General features: G+C 55.3%; 13 protein-coding genes. 5 read left to right on the plus strand and 8 right to left on the minus strand.

The window, feature by feature from the left end; translation table 11 throughout:
• Nucleotides 1-721: 721 nt before the first annotated feature.
• The 4 genes from fdnI to KCR01S_RS18535 all read right to left on the minus strand — a co-directional run bounded on the left by fdnI (nt 722) and on the right by KCR01S_RS18535 (nt 6,546).
• On the minus strand, nt 722-1,375 hold the full coding sequence (gene fdnI / locus KCR01S_RS18520) for a formate dehydrogenase-N subunit gamma (protein ID WP_061284548.1): 654 nt from the start codon (nt 1,373-1,375) through the stop codon (nt 722-724).
• Complete coding sequence (gene fdxH / locus KCR01S_RS18525; protein WP_061284549.1) at nt 1,368-2,258, minus strand: formate dehydrogenase subunit beta; 891 nt, start codon at nt 2,256-2,258, stop codon at nt 1,368-1,370. The genes fdnI and fdxH overlap by 8 nt, the downstream gene beginning before the upstream one ends.
• A 12-nt stretch (nt 2,259-2,270) precedes the next feature.
• Complete coding sequence (gene fdnG, locus KCR01S_RS18530) at nt 2,271-5,321, minus strand: formate dehydrogenase-N subunit alpha (protein WP_072277184.1); 3,051 nt, start codon at nt 5,319-5,321, stop codon at nt 2,271-2,273.
• Between the two features lie 247 nt (nt 5,322-5,568).
• Nucleotides 5,569-6,546 carry a GlxA family transcriptional regulator gene (locus KCR01S_RS18535; protein WP_313842941.1) on the minus strand — a complete coding sequence of 326 codons (978 nt, stop codon included), beginning with the start codon at nt 6,544-6,546 and terminating at the stop codon, nt 5,569-5,571.
• A gap of 109 nt (nt 6,547-6,655) precedes the next feature.
• Here KCR01S_RS18535 and KCR01S_RS18540 point away from each other — a divergent pair, with 109 nt between their 5' ends.
• Nucleotides 6,656-7,297 (plus strand): HD domain-containing protein, encoded by a 642-nt coding sequence (locus KCR01S_RS18540; protein ID WP_061284550.1) that lies wholly within the window; start codon nt 6,656-6,658, stop codon nt 7,295-7,297.
• A 62-nt stretch (nt 7,298-7,359) separates the two neighbouring features.
• On the opposite strand, the gene KCR01S_RS18545 is transcribed toward KCR01S_RS18540, so the two are convergent.
• The gene (locus tag KCR01S_RS18545; protein WP_061284551.1) at nt 7,360-7,920 is read right to left on the minus strand and encodes an NUDIX domain-containing protein; all 561 of its coding nucleotides are present in this window, start codon (nt 7,918-7,920) and stop codon (nt 7,360-7,362) included.
• Between the two features lie 224 nt (nt 7,921-8,144).
• A complete protein-coding gene (locus KCR01S_RS18550) occupies nt 8,145-8,708 on the minus strand; it encodes a DJ-1/PfpI family protein (protein WP_061284552.1) in 564 nt (187 codons plus the stop codon).
• Nucleotides 8,709-9,093: 385 nt separating this feature from the next.
• On the opposite strand from KCR01S_RS18550, the gene KCR01S_RS18555 reads away from it, so the two are divergent.
• Nucleotides 9,094-10,200 carry an agmatine deiminase family protein gene (locus KCR01S_RS18555; RefSeq protein WP_061284553.1) on the plus strand — a complete coding sequence of 369 codons (1,107 nt, stop codon included), beginning with the start codon at nt 9,094-9,096 and terminating at the stop codon, nt 10,198-10,200.
• Between the two features lie 12 nt (nt 10,201-10,212).
• Here the strand turns inward: KCR01S_RS18555 and KCR01S_RS18560 are convergent, their stop codons facing one another.
• Together KCR01S_RS18560 and KCR01S_RS18565 are read right to left on the minus strand one after the other, a co-directional pair.
• Complete coding sequence (locus KCR01S_RS18560; RefSeq protein ID WP_061284554.1) at nt 10,213-11,409, minus strand: MFS transporter; 1,197 nt, start codon at nt 11,407-11,409, stop codon at nt 10,213-10,215.
• Between the two features lie 180 nt (nt 11,410-11,589).
• Nucleotides 11,590-12,726 (minus strand): alpha/beta hydrolase, encoded by a 1,137-nt coding sequence (locus tag KCR01S_RS18565; protein ID WP_061284555.1) that lies wholly within the window; start codon nt 12,724-12,726, stop codon nt 11,590-11,592.
• Nucleotides 12,727-12,909: 183 nt separating this feature from the next.
• On the opposite strand from KCR01S_RS18565, the gene KCR01S_RS18570 reads away from it, so the two are divergent.
• The 3 genes from KCR01S_RS18570 to KCR01S_RS18580 all read left to right on the plus strand — a co-directional run bounded on the left by KCR01S_RS18570 (nt 12,910) and on the right by KCR01S_RS18580 (nt 15,885).
• On the plus strand, nt 12,910-13,794 hold the full coding sequence (locus KCR01S_RS18570; protein WP_061284556.1) for a LysR family transcriptional regulator: 885 nt from the start codon (nt 12,910-12,912) through the stop codon (nt 13,792-13,794).
• A 223-nt stretch (nt 13,795-14,017) separates the two neighbouring features.
• Nucleotides 14,018-14,869, plus strand: a complete 852-nt coding sequence (locus KCR01S_RS18575) for an aldo/keto reductase (RefSeq protein WP_061284557.1) — start codon at nt 14,018-14,020, stop codon at nt 14,867-14,869.
• 26 nt (nt 14,870-14,895) lie between these two features.
• Complete coding sequence (locus KCR01S_RS18580; protein ID WP_061284558.1) at nt 14,896-15,885, plus strand: aldo/keto reductase; 990 nt, start codon at nt 14,896-14,898, stop codon at nt 15,883-15,885.
• Nucleotides 15,886-15,937 lie beyond the last annotated feature (52 nt).

The following is a 15,937-nucleotide window of genomic DNA, read 5'->3' on the forward strand; positions in this document are numbered from 1 at the left end:
AACATGAAATATCGGCACCCATGAACGGGCTAAGGGGGCGCGCGCCTTTGCAATCCCCGAAGTTTTTGGCAGTTGGGTGCGATATTCCGTTCACTTTATGTTTGGCAGAACATAAAACACCTGCACCCGTGAACGGGCTAAGGGGGGCGCCGCGCCCCCCTTTGCAATCCCCGCGGCCCCGCAGCGAAATCGGTGCTTCGCACTGCGTTCGCCTCCGAACTCCAGCCTGCGGCACGGCGAAACTCGACCTCCTGTCTCGGTTCGCCTCAGTCCGCCGTCCTGGCGGACTGACCTTGTCTTCCATTCTCCGGCTCACCGATTTCAAGCGGGGACTCATCGGTTTCAGCAATATTGACGTTTGTTTTTAGCTGAAAACTTGCAGCAATATTGGCGTTGGCTTTTAGCTGAAAACTTGCAGCAACTTTAGGTGGCGTCTGAATCGCCGAGGCGTTGCCTGGAGGCCGGGGCAGCCCACAGGGATGTGGGCTGAGGGCGCGTTTTACAGGGAGGTTACCTCGCGCCCGACCCGGAAGCCGGAAGGCATAAGCTGAGGGCACCGCGAAGCGGCGATTCTGCCGCCAGAGCCTGGGGGGCAGGGGGCGGCGGCGATTGGCCGCCCCCTGCGCGCTCCTTGCGCCGTTCAGAAAATATTGCGGAGACTGGAAAGGAGCGCAACCGGCTCGAAAGCGGAATGGAATACCACTTAACTGGCAGCCCCTGATTACGATGCCTTTTCGTTTTCCTGCTGCTGCTCAGCAGCTTCAACTTCACGATACCAGCGCGGATGGTGTTTCTTCGCCCAGCGGCGGCTGACCTTACCTTCAATCATCCCCTCAATCGACCCTTTCACCCAGAACGCCATATAGATATGAATCAAAATGGCGTGGATCAGCACGATGGCGGCCGTTGCATGAATCAGTAAACTCCAGCGCACCACCACAATCGGGAAATAGTGGGCAAAGTACGGCCGCCAGATGATGACGCCGGTGGCCAGCAGGACGAAGATCAGGCTCATGATGCTCCAGAACATCATTTTCTGACCGGCATTATATTTGCCGACATCCGCCACTTTATGTTCGTTGCCCTTCAGCACTTCAACAATCCCTTTGATCCACGGGAGATCTTGTTTATCGGGAATGTTGTGATGCACAAAACGGGCAAACATAAACATCAGCACGACGAAAATCATCACCCCGAAGAACGGGTGCAAAATCCGCCCCATCTGCGGCGTACCGAAGGTTTCGGTGAGCCACTGCAACGTCGGGAAGAACAGTGCAATCCCCGAAAGCGACACCAGGAAGAAGCTTATCACCACCGTCCAATGGCAGGCACGGTCGATAAATTTGGTGCGCAGAATCATCTTGCTCTTACTCATGACCGTTCTCCTCGTCTTCATCGTCATCCGTCTCTTTGTTCGGCCCCACGCCCACGTAGTGGTATATCAGCCCGGCAAAGGTGGCGATAAATCCGGCCGCGGAGAGCGGCTTGAGAATGCCCTTCCACAGATTTACCGGCGCGGCGATTTTCGGTTCGTCCGGCAAATTGTGGTACAGCGAAGGCTGGTCCGCGTGGTGCAACACGTACATCACATGCGTCCCACCGACCCCTTCAGGGTTGTAAACTCCTGCATTGGCATAGCCACGTTTTTTCAGCTGCATCACGCGGTTTTCGGCGACGTTGAGCATCTCCTTTTTGGTGCCAAACTGGATGGCCCCGGTCGGGCAGGTTTTCACGCAGGCCGGTTCCTGACCGACGCTAACCCGGTCAACGCACAGCGTGCATTTGTAGACGCGATTGTCTTCAGGATTGAGGCGCGGAATGTTGAATGGGCAGCCGGCAATGCAGTAGCCGCAGCCAATGCAATGTTCGGACTGGAAATCCACAATTCCGTTGGCGTACTGAATAATCGCCCCGGCGGACGGGCAGGCTTTCAGGCAGCCTGGGTCCGCGCAGTGCATGCAGCCGTCTTTGCGAATCAGCCATTCCAGCTTGTCATTCTGGGTGGTTTCGCTAAAGCGCATCACCGTCCAGGCTTTGGCACTGAGATCGGTTGGGTTATCGTAAACGCCGTGGCAGTAGCCCACCTCATCGCGAATATCGTTCCACTCGGAACAGGCCACCTGGCAACCTTTACAGCCAATGCAGGTGGTAACGTCGATAAGTTTTGCCACTTCAGCACGGTAATCGCGCGCATGAGGAGGCGGCGTGATGCCGTTGGTCGCCGAACGTTTGATAATATCTTGTGATTGCATAGCCATGAGTTCTCTCCCTTATGCCCGCTCAACGTTAACCAGAAACGCTTTGTATTCCGGCGTTTGTGAGTTGGCATCACCGACCGACGGCGTCAGCGTGTTGGCAAGAAAACCTTTGCGCGTTGCCCCTTCAAAGCCCCAGTGACAAGGGATGCCGATGGTATCAACTTGCTTACCATCAATCGTCAGCGTTTGTAGGCGTTTGGTGACCACCGCTTTGGCTTTGATAAAGCCGCGCTTCGACATCACTTTCACCGTGTCGCCTGCCGCAATCCCTTTTTTGCTCGCCAGCGCTTCGCCGATTTCGATGAATTGGTCAGGCTGCGCAATCGCATTCAGCAACGCATGCTTGGTCCAGTGGCGGAAAAGTTCGGTAATCGAGTAGGTCGTCGCGACGTAGGGGAAAGCATCCGCATTGCCCATGTTGGCGATATCGTCATGATAAATACGAGCAACCGGACTGGAGATAACGTCCGGATGCAGCGGATTGGTGCCGATCGGCGATTCAATCGGTTCGTAATGTTCCGGGAACGGCCCATCGTTCATTTTGTCGAGGGAGAACAGGCGCGCGACGCCTTCCGGGTTCATGATGAACGGCCCGACGTTGCTGCCCGGCGCCGCCTGACCGTAGTCGGCGACGTCCATGCCCGCCCATTTCAGCCCGTTCCAGTGCAGCAGCGCACGCTTTGCATCCCACGGTTTTCCCGCCGGATCGGCGGATGCGCGGTTATAGAGAATGCGGCGATTTGCCGGCCAGGACCACGCCCAGCCCGGCGTGCAGCCAAGACCGTACGGATCGCTGTTATCGCGATTGGCCATCTGGTTGCCCTGCTCCGTCCAGCTACCGCAGTACACCCAGCAGAAGCTGCTGGTCGAGCCGTCATCGCGAAGCTGAGCAAAGCTGCTAAGCTGCTGGCCTTTTTTGGCAATCAGTTGCCCTTTATCATCATAAACATCCGTAAGCGCCATCCCGTTTGCCTCACGGGCGACTTCTTCCGGATGCGGATCGTACGGGTCTTTATAGTCCCAACGCATATTCAACAGCGGCTCGGGGTTAGCCCCGCCCTCTTGTTGATACAGCTCGCGCAGACGCATATACAGACGACCAAGAATTTTGGCATCGTGCAGCGCTTCTCCCGGCGGTTCAGCGGCCGCCCAGTGCCACTGCAACCAACGCCCGGAGTTCGCGATTGAACCGTCTTCTTCAGCAAAGCAGGATGACGGCAAACGGAAGATTTCAGTCTGGATATCTTCCGGCCTGACGTCGTTCATCTCACCGTGATGCTGCCAGAAGGTTGAGGACTCGGTCGCCAGCGGGTCGATAACCACCATGTACTTCAGCTTCGCCAGCGCGCGCGAGGATTTGTTTTTATCCGGGAACGCCGCCAGCGGATTGAAGCCCTGCACGATGTAGCCGTTAATTTTGCCTTCCAGCATCAGCTCGGCTTGGGTCATCACATCGTACAGACGGTCCCATTTCGGCAGCCAGTCGTAGCCCCAATGATTTTCCGCCGTGGCGCGGTCGCCCCAGAAGCTTTTCATCATGCTGACGAAGAATTTCGGCGTATTTTGCCAGTAGTTCACTTCGTTCACGCCAAGCGATGGCGGGGTGATTTGGGAAATATAGGTCTGATAGTCAGGCTGTTTTTCAGACGGCAGCGGCATATAGCCGGGGAGATTGGTCGATAGCAGGCCGAGATCGGTATAGCCCTGAATATTCGAGTGGCCGCGCAGCGCATTCACGCCGCCGCCCGCCATACCGATATTGCCCAGCAGCAGCTGGAGCATTGCGGCGGCGCGGATAATCTGTGCCCCGGCGGAGTGGTGCGTCCAGCCCAGCGCATAGAGAATGGTCGCGGTGCGGTCCGGCACGCTGGTGCTGGCGAGAATTTCGCAGATACGTTTAAAGTCCGCCACCGAGGTGCCGCACAGGCGGTTAACCATTTCCGGCGTGTAGCGTTCGACGTGGGCTTTTAACAGATTCCACACGCATCGCGGATGACTTAGGGTTTCATCACGCAGCGCATTGCCCTGTTCATCCAGCTGATAGAACCAGCTCGATTTATCGTACTGGCGTTTTTTCGCGTCGTAGCCGCTGAACAGGCCATCGTTAAACTGGTAGTCATCGCGAATAATCAGGCTGGCATTGGTATAGTGGCGCACATATTCATGCTGCACGCGGTCGTTTTCCAGCAGGTAGCGAATCACGCCCAGCAGGAATGCCGTGTCGGAGCCCGCGCGAATAGGTGCGTAGAGATCGGCCACGGCGGCGCTGCGGTTAAAACGCGGGTCAACCACCACCACGGTGGCGTCATTTTTGGTTTGCGCTTCAATCACCCACTTGAAGCCAACCGGGTGCGCTTCCGCCGCATTGCCGCCCATAATCAGCACCACGTTGGCGTTTTTAATATCCACCCAGTTGTTGGTCATTGCGCCGCGACCAAAGGTTGGCGCCAGCGCCGAAACGGTCGGCCCGTGGCACAGGCGCGCCTGGCAGTCGATGGCGACCATCCCCAGGCTGCGGGTAAATTTACCGTCGAGGATCCCGGTTTCATTACTGGCGGCAGAGGAACAGAGCATGCCGGTCGTGGTCCAGCGATTAACGGTCAACCCGTCGGCGTTCTTCTCAATAAAGTTCGCGTCGCGGTCGTCTTTCATTAATCGTGCAATCCGATTAATCGCCTCGTCCCAGCTAATACGCTGCCATTTATCCGAACCCGGTGCACGGTATTCGGGATACTGCAGACGGTTTTCGCTGTGAATATAATCCAGAACCCCCGCGCCTTTCGGGCACAGCGAACCACGACTCACCGGATGGTCCGGATCGCCTTCAATATGATAAATACTTTCTTTGACGTTTTTGGCGTTATCGCCAAGGCTGTACATCAGCATTCCGCAGCCTACTGAGCAGTAGGTACAGTTATTACGCGTCTCTTTTGCTTTTAAGAGTTTGTATTGGCGAGTTTCCGCGTGAACGGAAAAAGATGATAAAAATCCGAGAGATGCAACAGTGGTTCCTGCCATACCGCCCGCGCAGATTCGAAAGAACTGCCTCCGGCTGAGCTCCATGTATCCTCCAGCTTAAACTTAAGACATGAAAAGGGATGGAGATTATAAGGTTATTCCAGGCAGGAGACCATTACTCTTATAGGGTTATTGATAGAGCGCAATAATGAGAATATTGCCGATATGCGATAAATTGATCGCCATTGAGACGAGCGATGAAATTAACCATAAAAAGCAATGATTATTAACCGTGATTATTTAATAAAATAATAATATCCCGATTAATTTATCTTCAACAAACCCGTCATCGTTATTCCGCCCACGGTCTGGCAACGTTTAATCGTCGGTACATTGACGGCGTCATGCCCACGCGTTTGATAAAAGCCCGGCGCAGTACATCAGCGCTGGCGTACCCGCACTGGCTGGCAATGGTTTTAAGCGGCAGCGCATCGCTTTCCAGCAGCATTTTCGCACGGTCTATGCGCCCTGCTTCCAGCCACTCCCCCGCCGCCATATCCATTTCCTGACGAAACAGCCTTGCCAGATGGCGGACGCTAAGACCGATGTGCGCCGCCATATCGTTCAGGCTCGCCACGGTGGCAAGGTTGGCGAGCGTCCATCGCTGTAAGTCCTGGAAGGCGTTACGGCCGCTAAGCGAAATGGCGCTGCGGCGGATAAAATGCCCCTGGTTAACCGGACGGCGGAAAAACATCACCAGATTACAAGCTACGTCCTGCGCCACTTCACGCCCGAGATCTTCCTCCACCAGCCGAATAGCCAGATCCATTCCCGAGGTCACGCCCGCCGCCGTTCTCACCGGTCCATCGGCGACATACAGCGCATCGGCATCCACTTCAACCTGTGGATAATCCGCGCTCAGACGCGTGGCGCTGGCCCAATGGGTAGTGATTTTCCGCTGCGTGAGCAGCCCCGTTTGCGCCAACAGGAAAGCGCCGGTACAGACTGAACCATAGCGGTCGCTATTTTCGCACAGTGCGCGGATTTGCCCTTTTTGCGTCTCCGTCAGCGACTGCTGCCAGACGTCCGGCGCACCGGCAAGGAGAAACGTATTCACCTGCAGCGCCTGAGCTTCTTCAAGACGATAGTTCGCCATCAGCCTGACGCCCGATGATGACGCAACTTCCAGCGTCTCCAGCGAAACAACCACCGGTTCATATACTTGTCGCCGGAGCTGACGATTGGCCTCGGCGAAGACGTCCAATGGCCCTGATACGTCGAGTAACTGGACGCCAGGCACCGCAAGTATGGCAATAACGCGTTTCATCATCGCGGGAAGTCCCAATTAGCAGTTATGTCTTAATTCGTCGTAATGCGACAATTCATGACTTATAGAATGCCCGGTAAACTTCATTTCAACAACCCATGAGGAGCAAGATATGACATTCACCGTGCAAGGCATCAAAATCCCCGATAGCAAACTGGCTCGTGAGGCCACCGAGTTTGTTCGCGATACCGAAAATGATTTGCTGTTTCATCACTCCAGCCGCGTCTATTACTGGGGCGCGCTGGCCGGCGCACGCCGCGGCCTGAAGGTCGATCACGAGCTGCTGTACGTTGGCTGCATGTTCCACGATGTCGGTCTGACCCACGAACACTGTAGCTGCGATAAGCGCTTTGAAGTGGACGGTGCCAACGCCGCCCGGGCGTTTCTGGATAGCCATGGCGTCGCACCGGCGGATATCGATAAAGTGTGGACCGCCATTGCGCTGCACACCACGCCGGGGATCCCCGAATTTATGGCGCCGGAAATCGCGCTGTTGACCGCCGGCGTGGAGATGGATGTGCTGGGTATCGACTATGCGTCGGTCAGCGATGCTAGCCGCGAAGCCGTGGTGCAACAGCACCCGCGTCAGCCGCAGTTTAAAGAGCAAATCATCAACGCGTTTTATGATGGGATCAAAGGCAAACCGCAGACCACGTTTGGCAACGTGAAGGCGGATGTGATTGCCGATAAAGAGGCGGCATTTGTACCGGGCAACTTCTGCCGCATCATTCGTGAATCAAGCTGGAAAGAGTAAGTATCAGGCCGGAGCCAGATGTCTGTAAACGATACGCAGACATCCCCCGCTCCAGCATGTTTTCAGCGGTGGGAGGACTGCTCAATCTGATGTTTGGCGCTCGCCAATAAAAACGCGGTAACCGACGTGGCATCGCTAATTTCCCCCTCCAGAATCAATGCTCTGAAATCGGCAATTTTCATTTTTTTGACCGTCAGGCCGTACTCTTCTTCATCCAACTGCTGGCCGCTGTGCGTCAGTTCCGTGGCCAGATAAATATGGTAGCCCTGCGCGGAATACCCCTGCGCCAGCTTCTGGTATCCAACATATTCCAGCTTGCCTGCGCGGAGGCCCGTTTCTTCTCTTAGTTCGCCGGCGGCCACTTCTTCAGGCGCGGCGGTGGGCGAGGTTTCCCAACTGCCCTGGGGCAGTTCAATCGTCCTCACCCCCAGCGGATAGCGAAACTGTTCGACGACAAAAATCTCATCATTGTGCAGCGGAATAATGACCACAAAATCCCCTTTCTCAACGACGGAATAAATCCCCTCGCTGCCATCGGCTCTCTGTACGCGGTCTTCTTTGAGCGCCATCCAGCGGTTACGGTAAATCTCTTTGGTGGCCAGCGTTTTTATCTCGGCGCTCATGGGGATTATCCTTATTTGGCTAAAGGGCTGACGTCAAAATCGGCGCTCGCGTCAGATACATTCACCCATATCATTAATGAATAAAGTGAATCATGTCTAGCCAACGGATGTGCCTGAACGAATAAATAAGACAATGAGCAACCGAAATTCGCTTCTGAATATACCGCGAGGTTTACTGTCGCCCGGAAGCGTCGATAAACCTTGCGGATATACCGGGTTCACATTTACTTCATTAAGACTTCAACAAATTTCGCCAGCCATTGCGGATGCGCAGGCCATGCCGGTGCGGTCACCAAGTTGCCATCGACGTGCGCCTGGTCGATGCCGATATCCGCGTACTGCCCGCCGCTGAGGCGAATTTCAGGCGCACAGGCCGGATAGGCGCTGCAGGTGCGGTTGGCTAAAACCCCGGCCGCCGCCAATAGCTGCGGCCCATGGCAGACGGCGGCGATAGGTTTGCCCGCCGCGTTAAAATCCTGCACCAGCTTAATGACCTCTGCATTGAGCCTTAAATACTCCGGCGCGCGTCCACCGGGGATCAGCAGCGCATCATAGTCCGCCGCCCGCGCCGCGCTAAAATTCGCATTGAGGATAAAACGATGGCCCGGTTTTTCACTGTAGGTCTGCGCGCCATCAAAATCATGAATGGCGGTTTGCACAAAGTCGCCTTCACTTTTATCCGGGCACACGGCATCAACGCGGTGGCCTAACATTTTCAGTGCCTGAAAAGGCACCATCGTTTCATAATCTTCGACATAATCGCCGACCAGCATCAGGATCTTTTTCATTAACCTGCCCCATTTATGGTGATGAAGATGAGATAAAACGGCCCTTTTTACTATAGCCAACCCAGCACCGGCCATTTTTAAAAGCCTCCCAAATTCAACAAAATATTCGGTTAGATCACACTCTGCGCGAGGCGAGTTCACAGCGATACGGGCAGATAAATATAAATTATATATAAATATATAGTTGAGAAGTTCTAATAATCGCCAAAAACCCAGCGCAAATAAAATTTCGGCGGTTGCTTCTTATATTCCCCATGTTATATTCCGCCTGAAATTTAACGCACGTTTATTATTAATTACTTAATAAAATAATGCCGTTAAGTATTTATAAACTATAATTAGTGTATTCCCGGTAAACCGGTGAATAAATATAAAGGGTATTCCAATGTTAACAAGACGTACTTTCGTCAGGCATGGCCTGGTGGCATCTGCTGGCATGCTGATCGCAAGCCAGGTGGGCTTTAGCCGATTTGCTGGCGCCGCGGAAAGCGATGGCTGGCGAATGCCGGACGAAGGCACGCCTCATTCGGCAACCTGGATGGCGTTTGGCGCCAGCGCAGATATCTGGGAGCCGCATCTGCTGCCGGTCGTTCAGGGAAACCTGGCGCTAATCGCCAAATCGATCGCCGCGTTTGAACCGCTCAATATGCTGGTGCGCGAAGAGGATTACGACCTTGCCTCCCGCCTCTGCGGCCCCACGGTCAACCTGCTGGTTCAGCCGATTGACGACCTATGGATACGCGACACCGGGCCAGTCTTTGTCCACAACTCGCGCGGCGAACTCGGCGGCGCGGGTTTTAACTTTAACGGCTGGGGCGATAAGCAAGAACATACGCAGGATGCCGAGGTTGCCGAGTTTGTGTGTGAACATGCGAAGGCTGAATTTATCCGCTCATCGCTGATACTTGAAGGCGGCGGGATTGAAGTCGATGGTGAAGGGACGGCGATAATAACCGAGAGCTGCGTGCTCAATGCCAATCGTAATCCCGGCGTCAGCAAAGCGGAGTGTGGACGCGAGCTAAAACGTCTGCTGGGGGTGGAAAAAATCATCTGGCTGCCGGGCATTGCCGGCAAGGATATTACCGACGGCCATACCGATTTCTATGCCCGCTTCGCCCATCCAGGCACGGTAGTGGCGGGGCTTGAGCTGGACTCATCCTCGTTTGATTACGCCGTAACCCGGCGTCATCTGGAAATATTGCGCGCCGCCACGGACGCAAAAGGCCGGCGTCTGAAAGTCGTGACGCTGGAAGGCCCGTCGACCATTCGGCAAACCTACGCCAGCGATGATTTCGCCGCCGGCTATATTAATTTCTACGTCTGCAACGGTGCGGTCATTGCGCCTGAGTTTGGCGATACGCGCCGCGACCGTAATACTCGCGCCATATTGCAGGAGCTGTTTGCCGACCGTGAAATTGTGCAGTTGAATATCGACGGAATCGCCGCCGGCGGGGGCGGCATTCATTGCGCCACGCAGCAGCAGCCGCGCTAGCCGCATCAGGAGTTATAACGATCGTATCCCGCCCTGTTGACGCAGGGCGAACCACGTCATCACCGCGGCGCTCAAAAGCAGTGCCGCGCTCAGCGCAAACCCGCTTTGCCATCCCTGATTATCAAACACAAAACCGCCAACCGTTGAGCCAACGGCGATAGCCAGCTGGATAATCGCCACCATCAGCCCACCGCCCGCTTCGGCGTTATCGGGAAGCGTTCGCGCCAGCCATGTCCACCATCCGGTTGGCGCGGCGGTGGCTAACATCCCCCAAAGGCCAAGAAGCAGCGTCACTACCCACACGTGATGCCCGGTGATGATGAGCCCCAGCGCGATGACCGCCATCAGCAGAGGAATCGCCATCAACGTTAGGTTAAATCGTGCGCCGAGCAACGTGGAGACCAGCAGCGTTCCGATAAAGCCGGCGACACCGATGGTGAGCAAAACCAAAGATAGGCCGGATGCATTGACCCGGGTGACGCTTTCCAGAAACGGCCGCACATAGGTGAATAAGGCGAATTGCCCCATAAAGAACAGCCCGCAGGCCAGCATTCCGCTTCGCACGCTGGGCAATCGGAGCAGCCGGAACACCGCCCCCTGCCCCCTATCCAGGCTGTGGCTTCTCATCGACGGCAGGCTGATGCATTGCCAGATAAATGCAATCAGCGCCAGGGGCACGAGGCAAAGGAATGCCCCACGCCAGCCCACCGTGGCCCCAAGATAACTTCCCAGCGGAGCCGCCACGACGGTTGCCAGCGCATTGCCACCGTTAAAAATCGCCAGCGCGCGGGGTACCTGCTGCTGTGGTACCAGTCGAATCGCGGTTGCCGCCGACATTGACCAAAACCCGCCAATGGCAACGCCAATCAGCGCCCGGCCGACCATATAGACGAAATAGCTGGGTGCGAGAGCGATAATCAGCCCTGACAGGCCCATCAGGAACGTCAGAGCGAGTAGAAGATGTTTGCGATTCAACCTGCCGGTTATACCAGAAATGGTCACGCTGGTGAGCACCGCCAGCGCGCCGGAAATGGCAATCCCCTGACCGGCACGCCCTTGCGTCACGTGCAAATCACCGGCAATCGGGGTCAGCAGGCTCACCGGCATAAACTCAGAAGCAATCAGCACAAACACGCAGAGCGTCATCGCAAATACGCCGCCCCAGTGAGCGCCAGCGCTACGCGGTGAGTCGAGATTTAATGCAGACATGGTCTATTTCTCTTAAATATTGCCCTCAGCGACAGACGCCATGGCAGCCTCTGCGTGCGAAAAATGGGCGATGATGAAGGGAACGCGGTACGACAAAGAATGCCGTGTCTTACGGATGAGGGGCGCAATGCAGGCCACCCATCAAATACGGGTGGCCTTTTCATCACTCAGTCTTGCGGCTTACTGCAGGCTGGTTTTAAAGAACTGTTCAAACCGCTCAAACGGTATCTTGCCCGCCGCGTTGTCGTACAGGTCCACGTGGTTTGCCCCAGGCACAATCACCAGCGTTTTCTCTTTGCTGCCGACGGCTTTATAGGCATCTTCGGCGAAGTAGCGCGAGTGCGCATTTTCCCCGGTGACAATCAGCGTGGGGATGGTAATTTCGTGGGCGTAGCTCAGCAGCGGCATATTCATAAACGACAGCGGCATCGTCGCCGTCCACGCGCCGGTGGAGTTCACGGAGCGCGCGTGGAAACCGCGCGGCATCCGATAGTAATCAAAAAACTCTTTCAGCACCGGATGCGGATTTGCGGGCAGCGTTTGCGGCAAAATACGATCGGCGGCGCTGACGTTGCCGTTGTGATCCACAGAGAGATCGTGGCCGCCATGGGCAAACGTTCCGCTTTCCGCATCCTTCCAGCGCTGCGCATTGAGATATTGCAGCACGGCATGGCGATCGGCGGCAGAATAACGATCCTGACCGTCACCTACGCCATGACCCATTGCCCGACTCATGTCATACATCACGCTAGTCGCCACCGCTTTAATACGGGTATCCATTGATGCGGCGTTCAACGCCATTCCTCCCCAGCCGCAGATGCCGAGGATACCAATGCGGTTGCGATCGACCTCATTTTGCACGCCGAGGAAATCAACGGCGGCGCTGAAGTCTTCCGTATTGATATCCGGAGAGGCGACGTTACGAGGATAGCCGCCGGACTCACCGGTGTAGGAAGGGTCGAAGGCCAGCGTGACAAACCCTTGTTCAGCCATCGTTTGAGCATACAGGCCGCTGGACTGTTCTTTCACCGCCCCAAAGGGGCCGCTTACCGCAATGGCCGCCAGCTTTTGTTCGCCACGGTTTTTAGGCAGATAGAGATCGCCCACCAGCGTGATCCCATAGCGGTTTTGGAAACTCACTTTTCGGTGGTCGACGCGGGTGCTTTGCGCAAAGGTTTTGTCCCAGTTTTCGATCATCGACACGGGGGCATTTGGATTCGTTGTTTCGGCATAGCTCATACTGGTAACTCCACTTAATGATGCGCATAGCAGCATGGCAGGTATAGCGGCCGTCAGTTTCCTGGTGAAAACGTTCATTTATTTCCCCTAAAAACAGGTGGTTGGAACAGGTTGCAGACGAGCAACGCTGCTGTGCTTTGTTGCAATACGGTCATTATAATGAGCAGAAATAGTGCTGATTAGAGGGGGGATAATGCTAAGATTGATATCATATTGTTATGAATTGCGATGTCACGACGGCAATATCTTGAGGAAGGGTTGATGGCAAAACGGGAAAACTACAACGACCTCTATCTGTTTATGACGGTAGTGCAAGAAGGGAGCTTTACCGCCGCCGCGCAGCGCCTTGGGCTGGCGCAATCCGGCATCAGCCGCTCCATCCGCGAACTTGAACAGCGGCTCGGTTTACAGCTTCTGGTGCGTACCACGCGCAAATTATCGTTGACCCAGGCCGGCGAGCAGCTTTATCAAACGGTGCGGCCCGGGTTTGAAGCCTTAGATGGTGGCCTTGCTACCCTCGCCCACTATCGTAATACCCCATCCGGTACGGTACGAATCAACGCCAGTCAGCACGCGATTGATAAGGTCCTGCTGCCTAAGCTGGCAATGTTTAAACAGCGCTATCCGGATATCAGACTTGAGCTCATCAGCGAGAGCCGGTTTGTGGATATTATTGCCGAACGATTTGATGCCGGTGTGCGGCTGGGGCCAGAAGTCGGCAGCGGTATGGTCGCGGTACGTATCACCCCCGACATGGAGATGGCCGTGGTTGGCACGCCTGACCATTTTCGCCGTTACGGTTTTCCGCAAACGCCGGCCGATTTGGTCACTCATCCCTGTATTGCTTACCAACTGGGTGATGGAAGCGTCTATGCCTGGGAGCTCCATCAGGACGGAAAAAGTATCACCCACCAACCCCAAGGGCAGTGGGCTTTTGCGGACAGCTATATGGAGGCTAAAGCTGCCACGCTCGGTTTGGGGCTGGCATATGTTCCAAAGGAATTGGTCAGCGATGATTTGGAACGGGGGTCACTTATCAGAGTCCTGCAGCGTTACAGCCGACAGTTGGATGGGTCATTTATTTATTACCCGCATCGTAACGTATCGCCTGCCCTACGCGCGGTTATCGATACCTTAAAAATTTGAGGGATTGTCTTCGCAGTTCAAGGCGCAATCTACGCCCGTTTTTTTCAAATCAATACGGGCCTGACATGCTCCGCTCCTCTTTGCCTCTGTCCAGAGGACTCAGCGGTTCGCAAATCAATTCGATTAATGAATCAATTTAATAAAGGCTAGCGAATTACCCCACCTAATCGAATAAATCTCTTTGCGTTATGCTTCTTCTACACAACAGCGGAAGGATAGTCTCATGCAAACCATCACACTGAACAACGGTATTGAAATGCCCCTGTTGGGCTTTGGCGTCTTTCAGATGACGGATGCAGCCGAATGCGAGAGAGCGGTCATTGACGCTATCGAAACAGGGTATCGCCTGATCGACACTGCCGCCTCCTATCAGAATGAAACTCAGGTCGGCAATGCGCTGAGAAACAGCGGCATCGCACGCCAGGAACTGTTCATTACGACCAAACTCTGGTTGCAGGATACTCATTACGAGGGTGCTAAAGCGCAGTTCGAACGCTCGTTAAACCGGCTGCAACTTGACTATGTCGACCTGTATCTGATTCACCAACCCTACGGCGATGTCCACGGGGCCTGGCGAGCAATGGAGGAATTGCAGCAGGCGGGAAAAATTCGCGCCATTGGCGTGAGCAATTTCCATCCGGACCGCCTTGCCGACCTGACCGCGTTTAACAAGATTGTTCCTGCGGTCAATCAGATTGAAGTGAACCCTTTCAACCAGCAGCTACACGCCGTGCCGTGGATGCAGAGCCACGGCATTCAGCCGGAAGCCTGGGCACCATTTGCCGAGGGTAAAAATGGCCTGTTCCAACACCCGGTATTAACGGCAATTGGCGAGAAGTATGGCAAAAGCGTGGGACAGGTTGTTCTGCGCTGGATCTTCCAGCGCGGCATCGTGTCGCTGGCAAAATCGGTACGCAAAGCGCGGATGGCAGAGAACATCGATATTCTCGATTTCGAGCTTAGCGCCGAAGATATGCTGCACATTACCGCGCTGGATACCGCTACCAGCGCCTTCTTCTCCCACCGCGATCCGGCGATGGTGGAATGGCTGACTGGCCGCAAACTCGATGTGTAAGACACCACGAAAGAGAGACTGATTCAATGCAAAAACGTTATCTGGGTAAATCCGGGCTCGAAGTGTCGGCACTTGGACTCGGCTGTATGGGGCTCAGCCACGGCTACGGCCCAGCGACAGATCCTCGCCAGGCAGTAGAACTGATTCGCGCTGCCGTCGAACGCGGTGTGACCTTCTTTGACACGGCGGAAGTGTACGGCCCCTACCTGAATGAAGAGGTGGTTGGCGAAGCGCTCAAACCGTTTCGCGATCGCGTGGTTATCGCCACCAAATTTGGTTTTACCTTCGGCGATGACAACAAACAGCAGATTTTAAACAGCCGGCCGGAACATATTCGTCAGGCCGTTGAAGGGTCGTTACGCCGCCTGAAAACCGACGTTATCGACCTTCTGTATCAGCACCGCGTCGATCCGGACGTTCCGATTGAAGATGTTGCCGGGGCCGTGAAAGATCTGATTGCGGAAGGAAAGGTCAAACATTTCGGCCTTTCCGAGGCGGGCGCGCAGACTATTCGCCGGGCGCATGCCGTGCAGCCGGTGACCGCGTTACAAAGTGAATATTCGCTGTGGTGGCGTGAGCCTGAAGAGGAAATCCTGCCGCTGCTGGAAGAGCTGGGTATTGGTTTTGTACCTTTTAGCCCATTGGGTAAAGGTTTCCTAACCGGGGCAATCACCGCCGGGACGACCTTTGGTCAAGACGATTACCGCCGCCAGGTACCACGCTTTGCGGCGCAGGCGATTGAAGCCAATGAAAAATTGGTTACGCTGCTGGGCCAACTGGCGGCAGAAAAAGGCGTGACCTCCGCGCAGATCGCGCTAGCATGGCTGCTGGCACAGAAACCGTGGATTGCGCCGATTCCAGGCACCACCAAACTGCATCGCCTGGAGGAAAATCTGGCGGCCGCAGATCTGGTGCTTTCGCCGGATGATTTACAGCAGGTCACCCGAGCGCTGGAGACCATCGAAATCGTCGGCGCACGCTACTCACCAGAGCACCAAGCGCGAGTCGGCCGCTAAACCGCAAACGGGCCCGCCATTTGCTGCGGGCCCGCTTCTCTTTCTCCCCCTA

It is taken from the genome of Kluyvera cryocrescens NBRC 102467, from assembly GCF_001571285.1.
GTDB classification, from domain to species: Bacteria; Pseudomonadota; Gammaproteobacteria; order Enterobacterales; family Enterobacteriaceae; genus Kluyvera; species Kluyvera cryocrescens.

Coding starts and splice junctions, on each gene's coding strand:
- KCR01S_RS18575 (WP_061284557.1), top strand. CDS start 14,018: ATGCAAACCATCACACTGAACAACGGTATTGAAATGCCCCTGTTGGGC.
- KCR01S_RS18565 (WP_061284555.1), bottom strand. CDS start 12,726: ATGAACGTTTTCACCAGGAAACTGACGGCCGCTATACCTGCCATGCTG.
- KCR01S_RS18555 (WP_061284553.1), top strand. CDS start 9,094: ATGTTAACAAGACGTACTTTCGTCAGGCATGGCCTGGTGGCATCTGCT.
- KCR01S_RS18570 (WP_061284556.1), top strand. CDS start 12,910: ATGGCAAAACGGGAAAACTACAACGACCTCTATCTGTTTATGACGGTA.
- fdnG (WP_072277184.1), bottom strand. CDS start 5,321: ATGGAGCTCAGCCGGAGGCAGTTCTTTCGAATCTGCGCGGGCGGTATG.
- KCR01S_RS18540 (WP_061284550.1), top strand. CDS start 6,656: ATGACATTCACCGTGCAAGGCATCAAAATCCCCGATAGCAAACTGGCT.
- KCR01S_RS18550 (WP_061284552.1), bottom strand. CDS start 8,708: ATGAAAAAGATCCTGATGCTGGTCGGCGATTATGTCGAAGATTATGAA.
- KCR01S_RS18535 (WP_313842941.1), bottom strand. CDS start 6,546: ATGATGAAACGCGTTATTGCCATACTTGCGGTGCCTGGCGTCCAGTTA.
- fdnI (WP_061284548.1), bottom strand. CDS start 1,375: ATGAGTAAGAGCAAGATGATTCTGCGCACCAAATTTATCGACCGTGCC.
- KCR01S_RS18545 (WP_061284551.1), bottom strand. CDS start 7,920: ATGAGCGCCGAGATAAAAACGCTGGCCACCAAAGAGATTTACCGTAAC.
- KCR01S_RS18580 (WP_061284558.1), top strand. CDS start 14,896: ATGCAAAAACGTTATCTGGGTAAATCCGGGCTCGAAGTGTCGGCACTT.
- KCR01S_RS18560 (WP_061284554.1), bottom strand. CDS start 11,409: ATGTCTGCATTAAATCTCGACTCACCGCGTAGCGCTGGCGCTCACTGG.
- fdxH (WP_061284549.1), bottom strand. CDS start 2,258: ATGGCTATGCAATCACAAGATATTATCAAACGTTCGGCGACCAACGGC.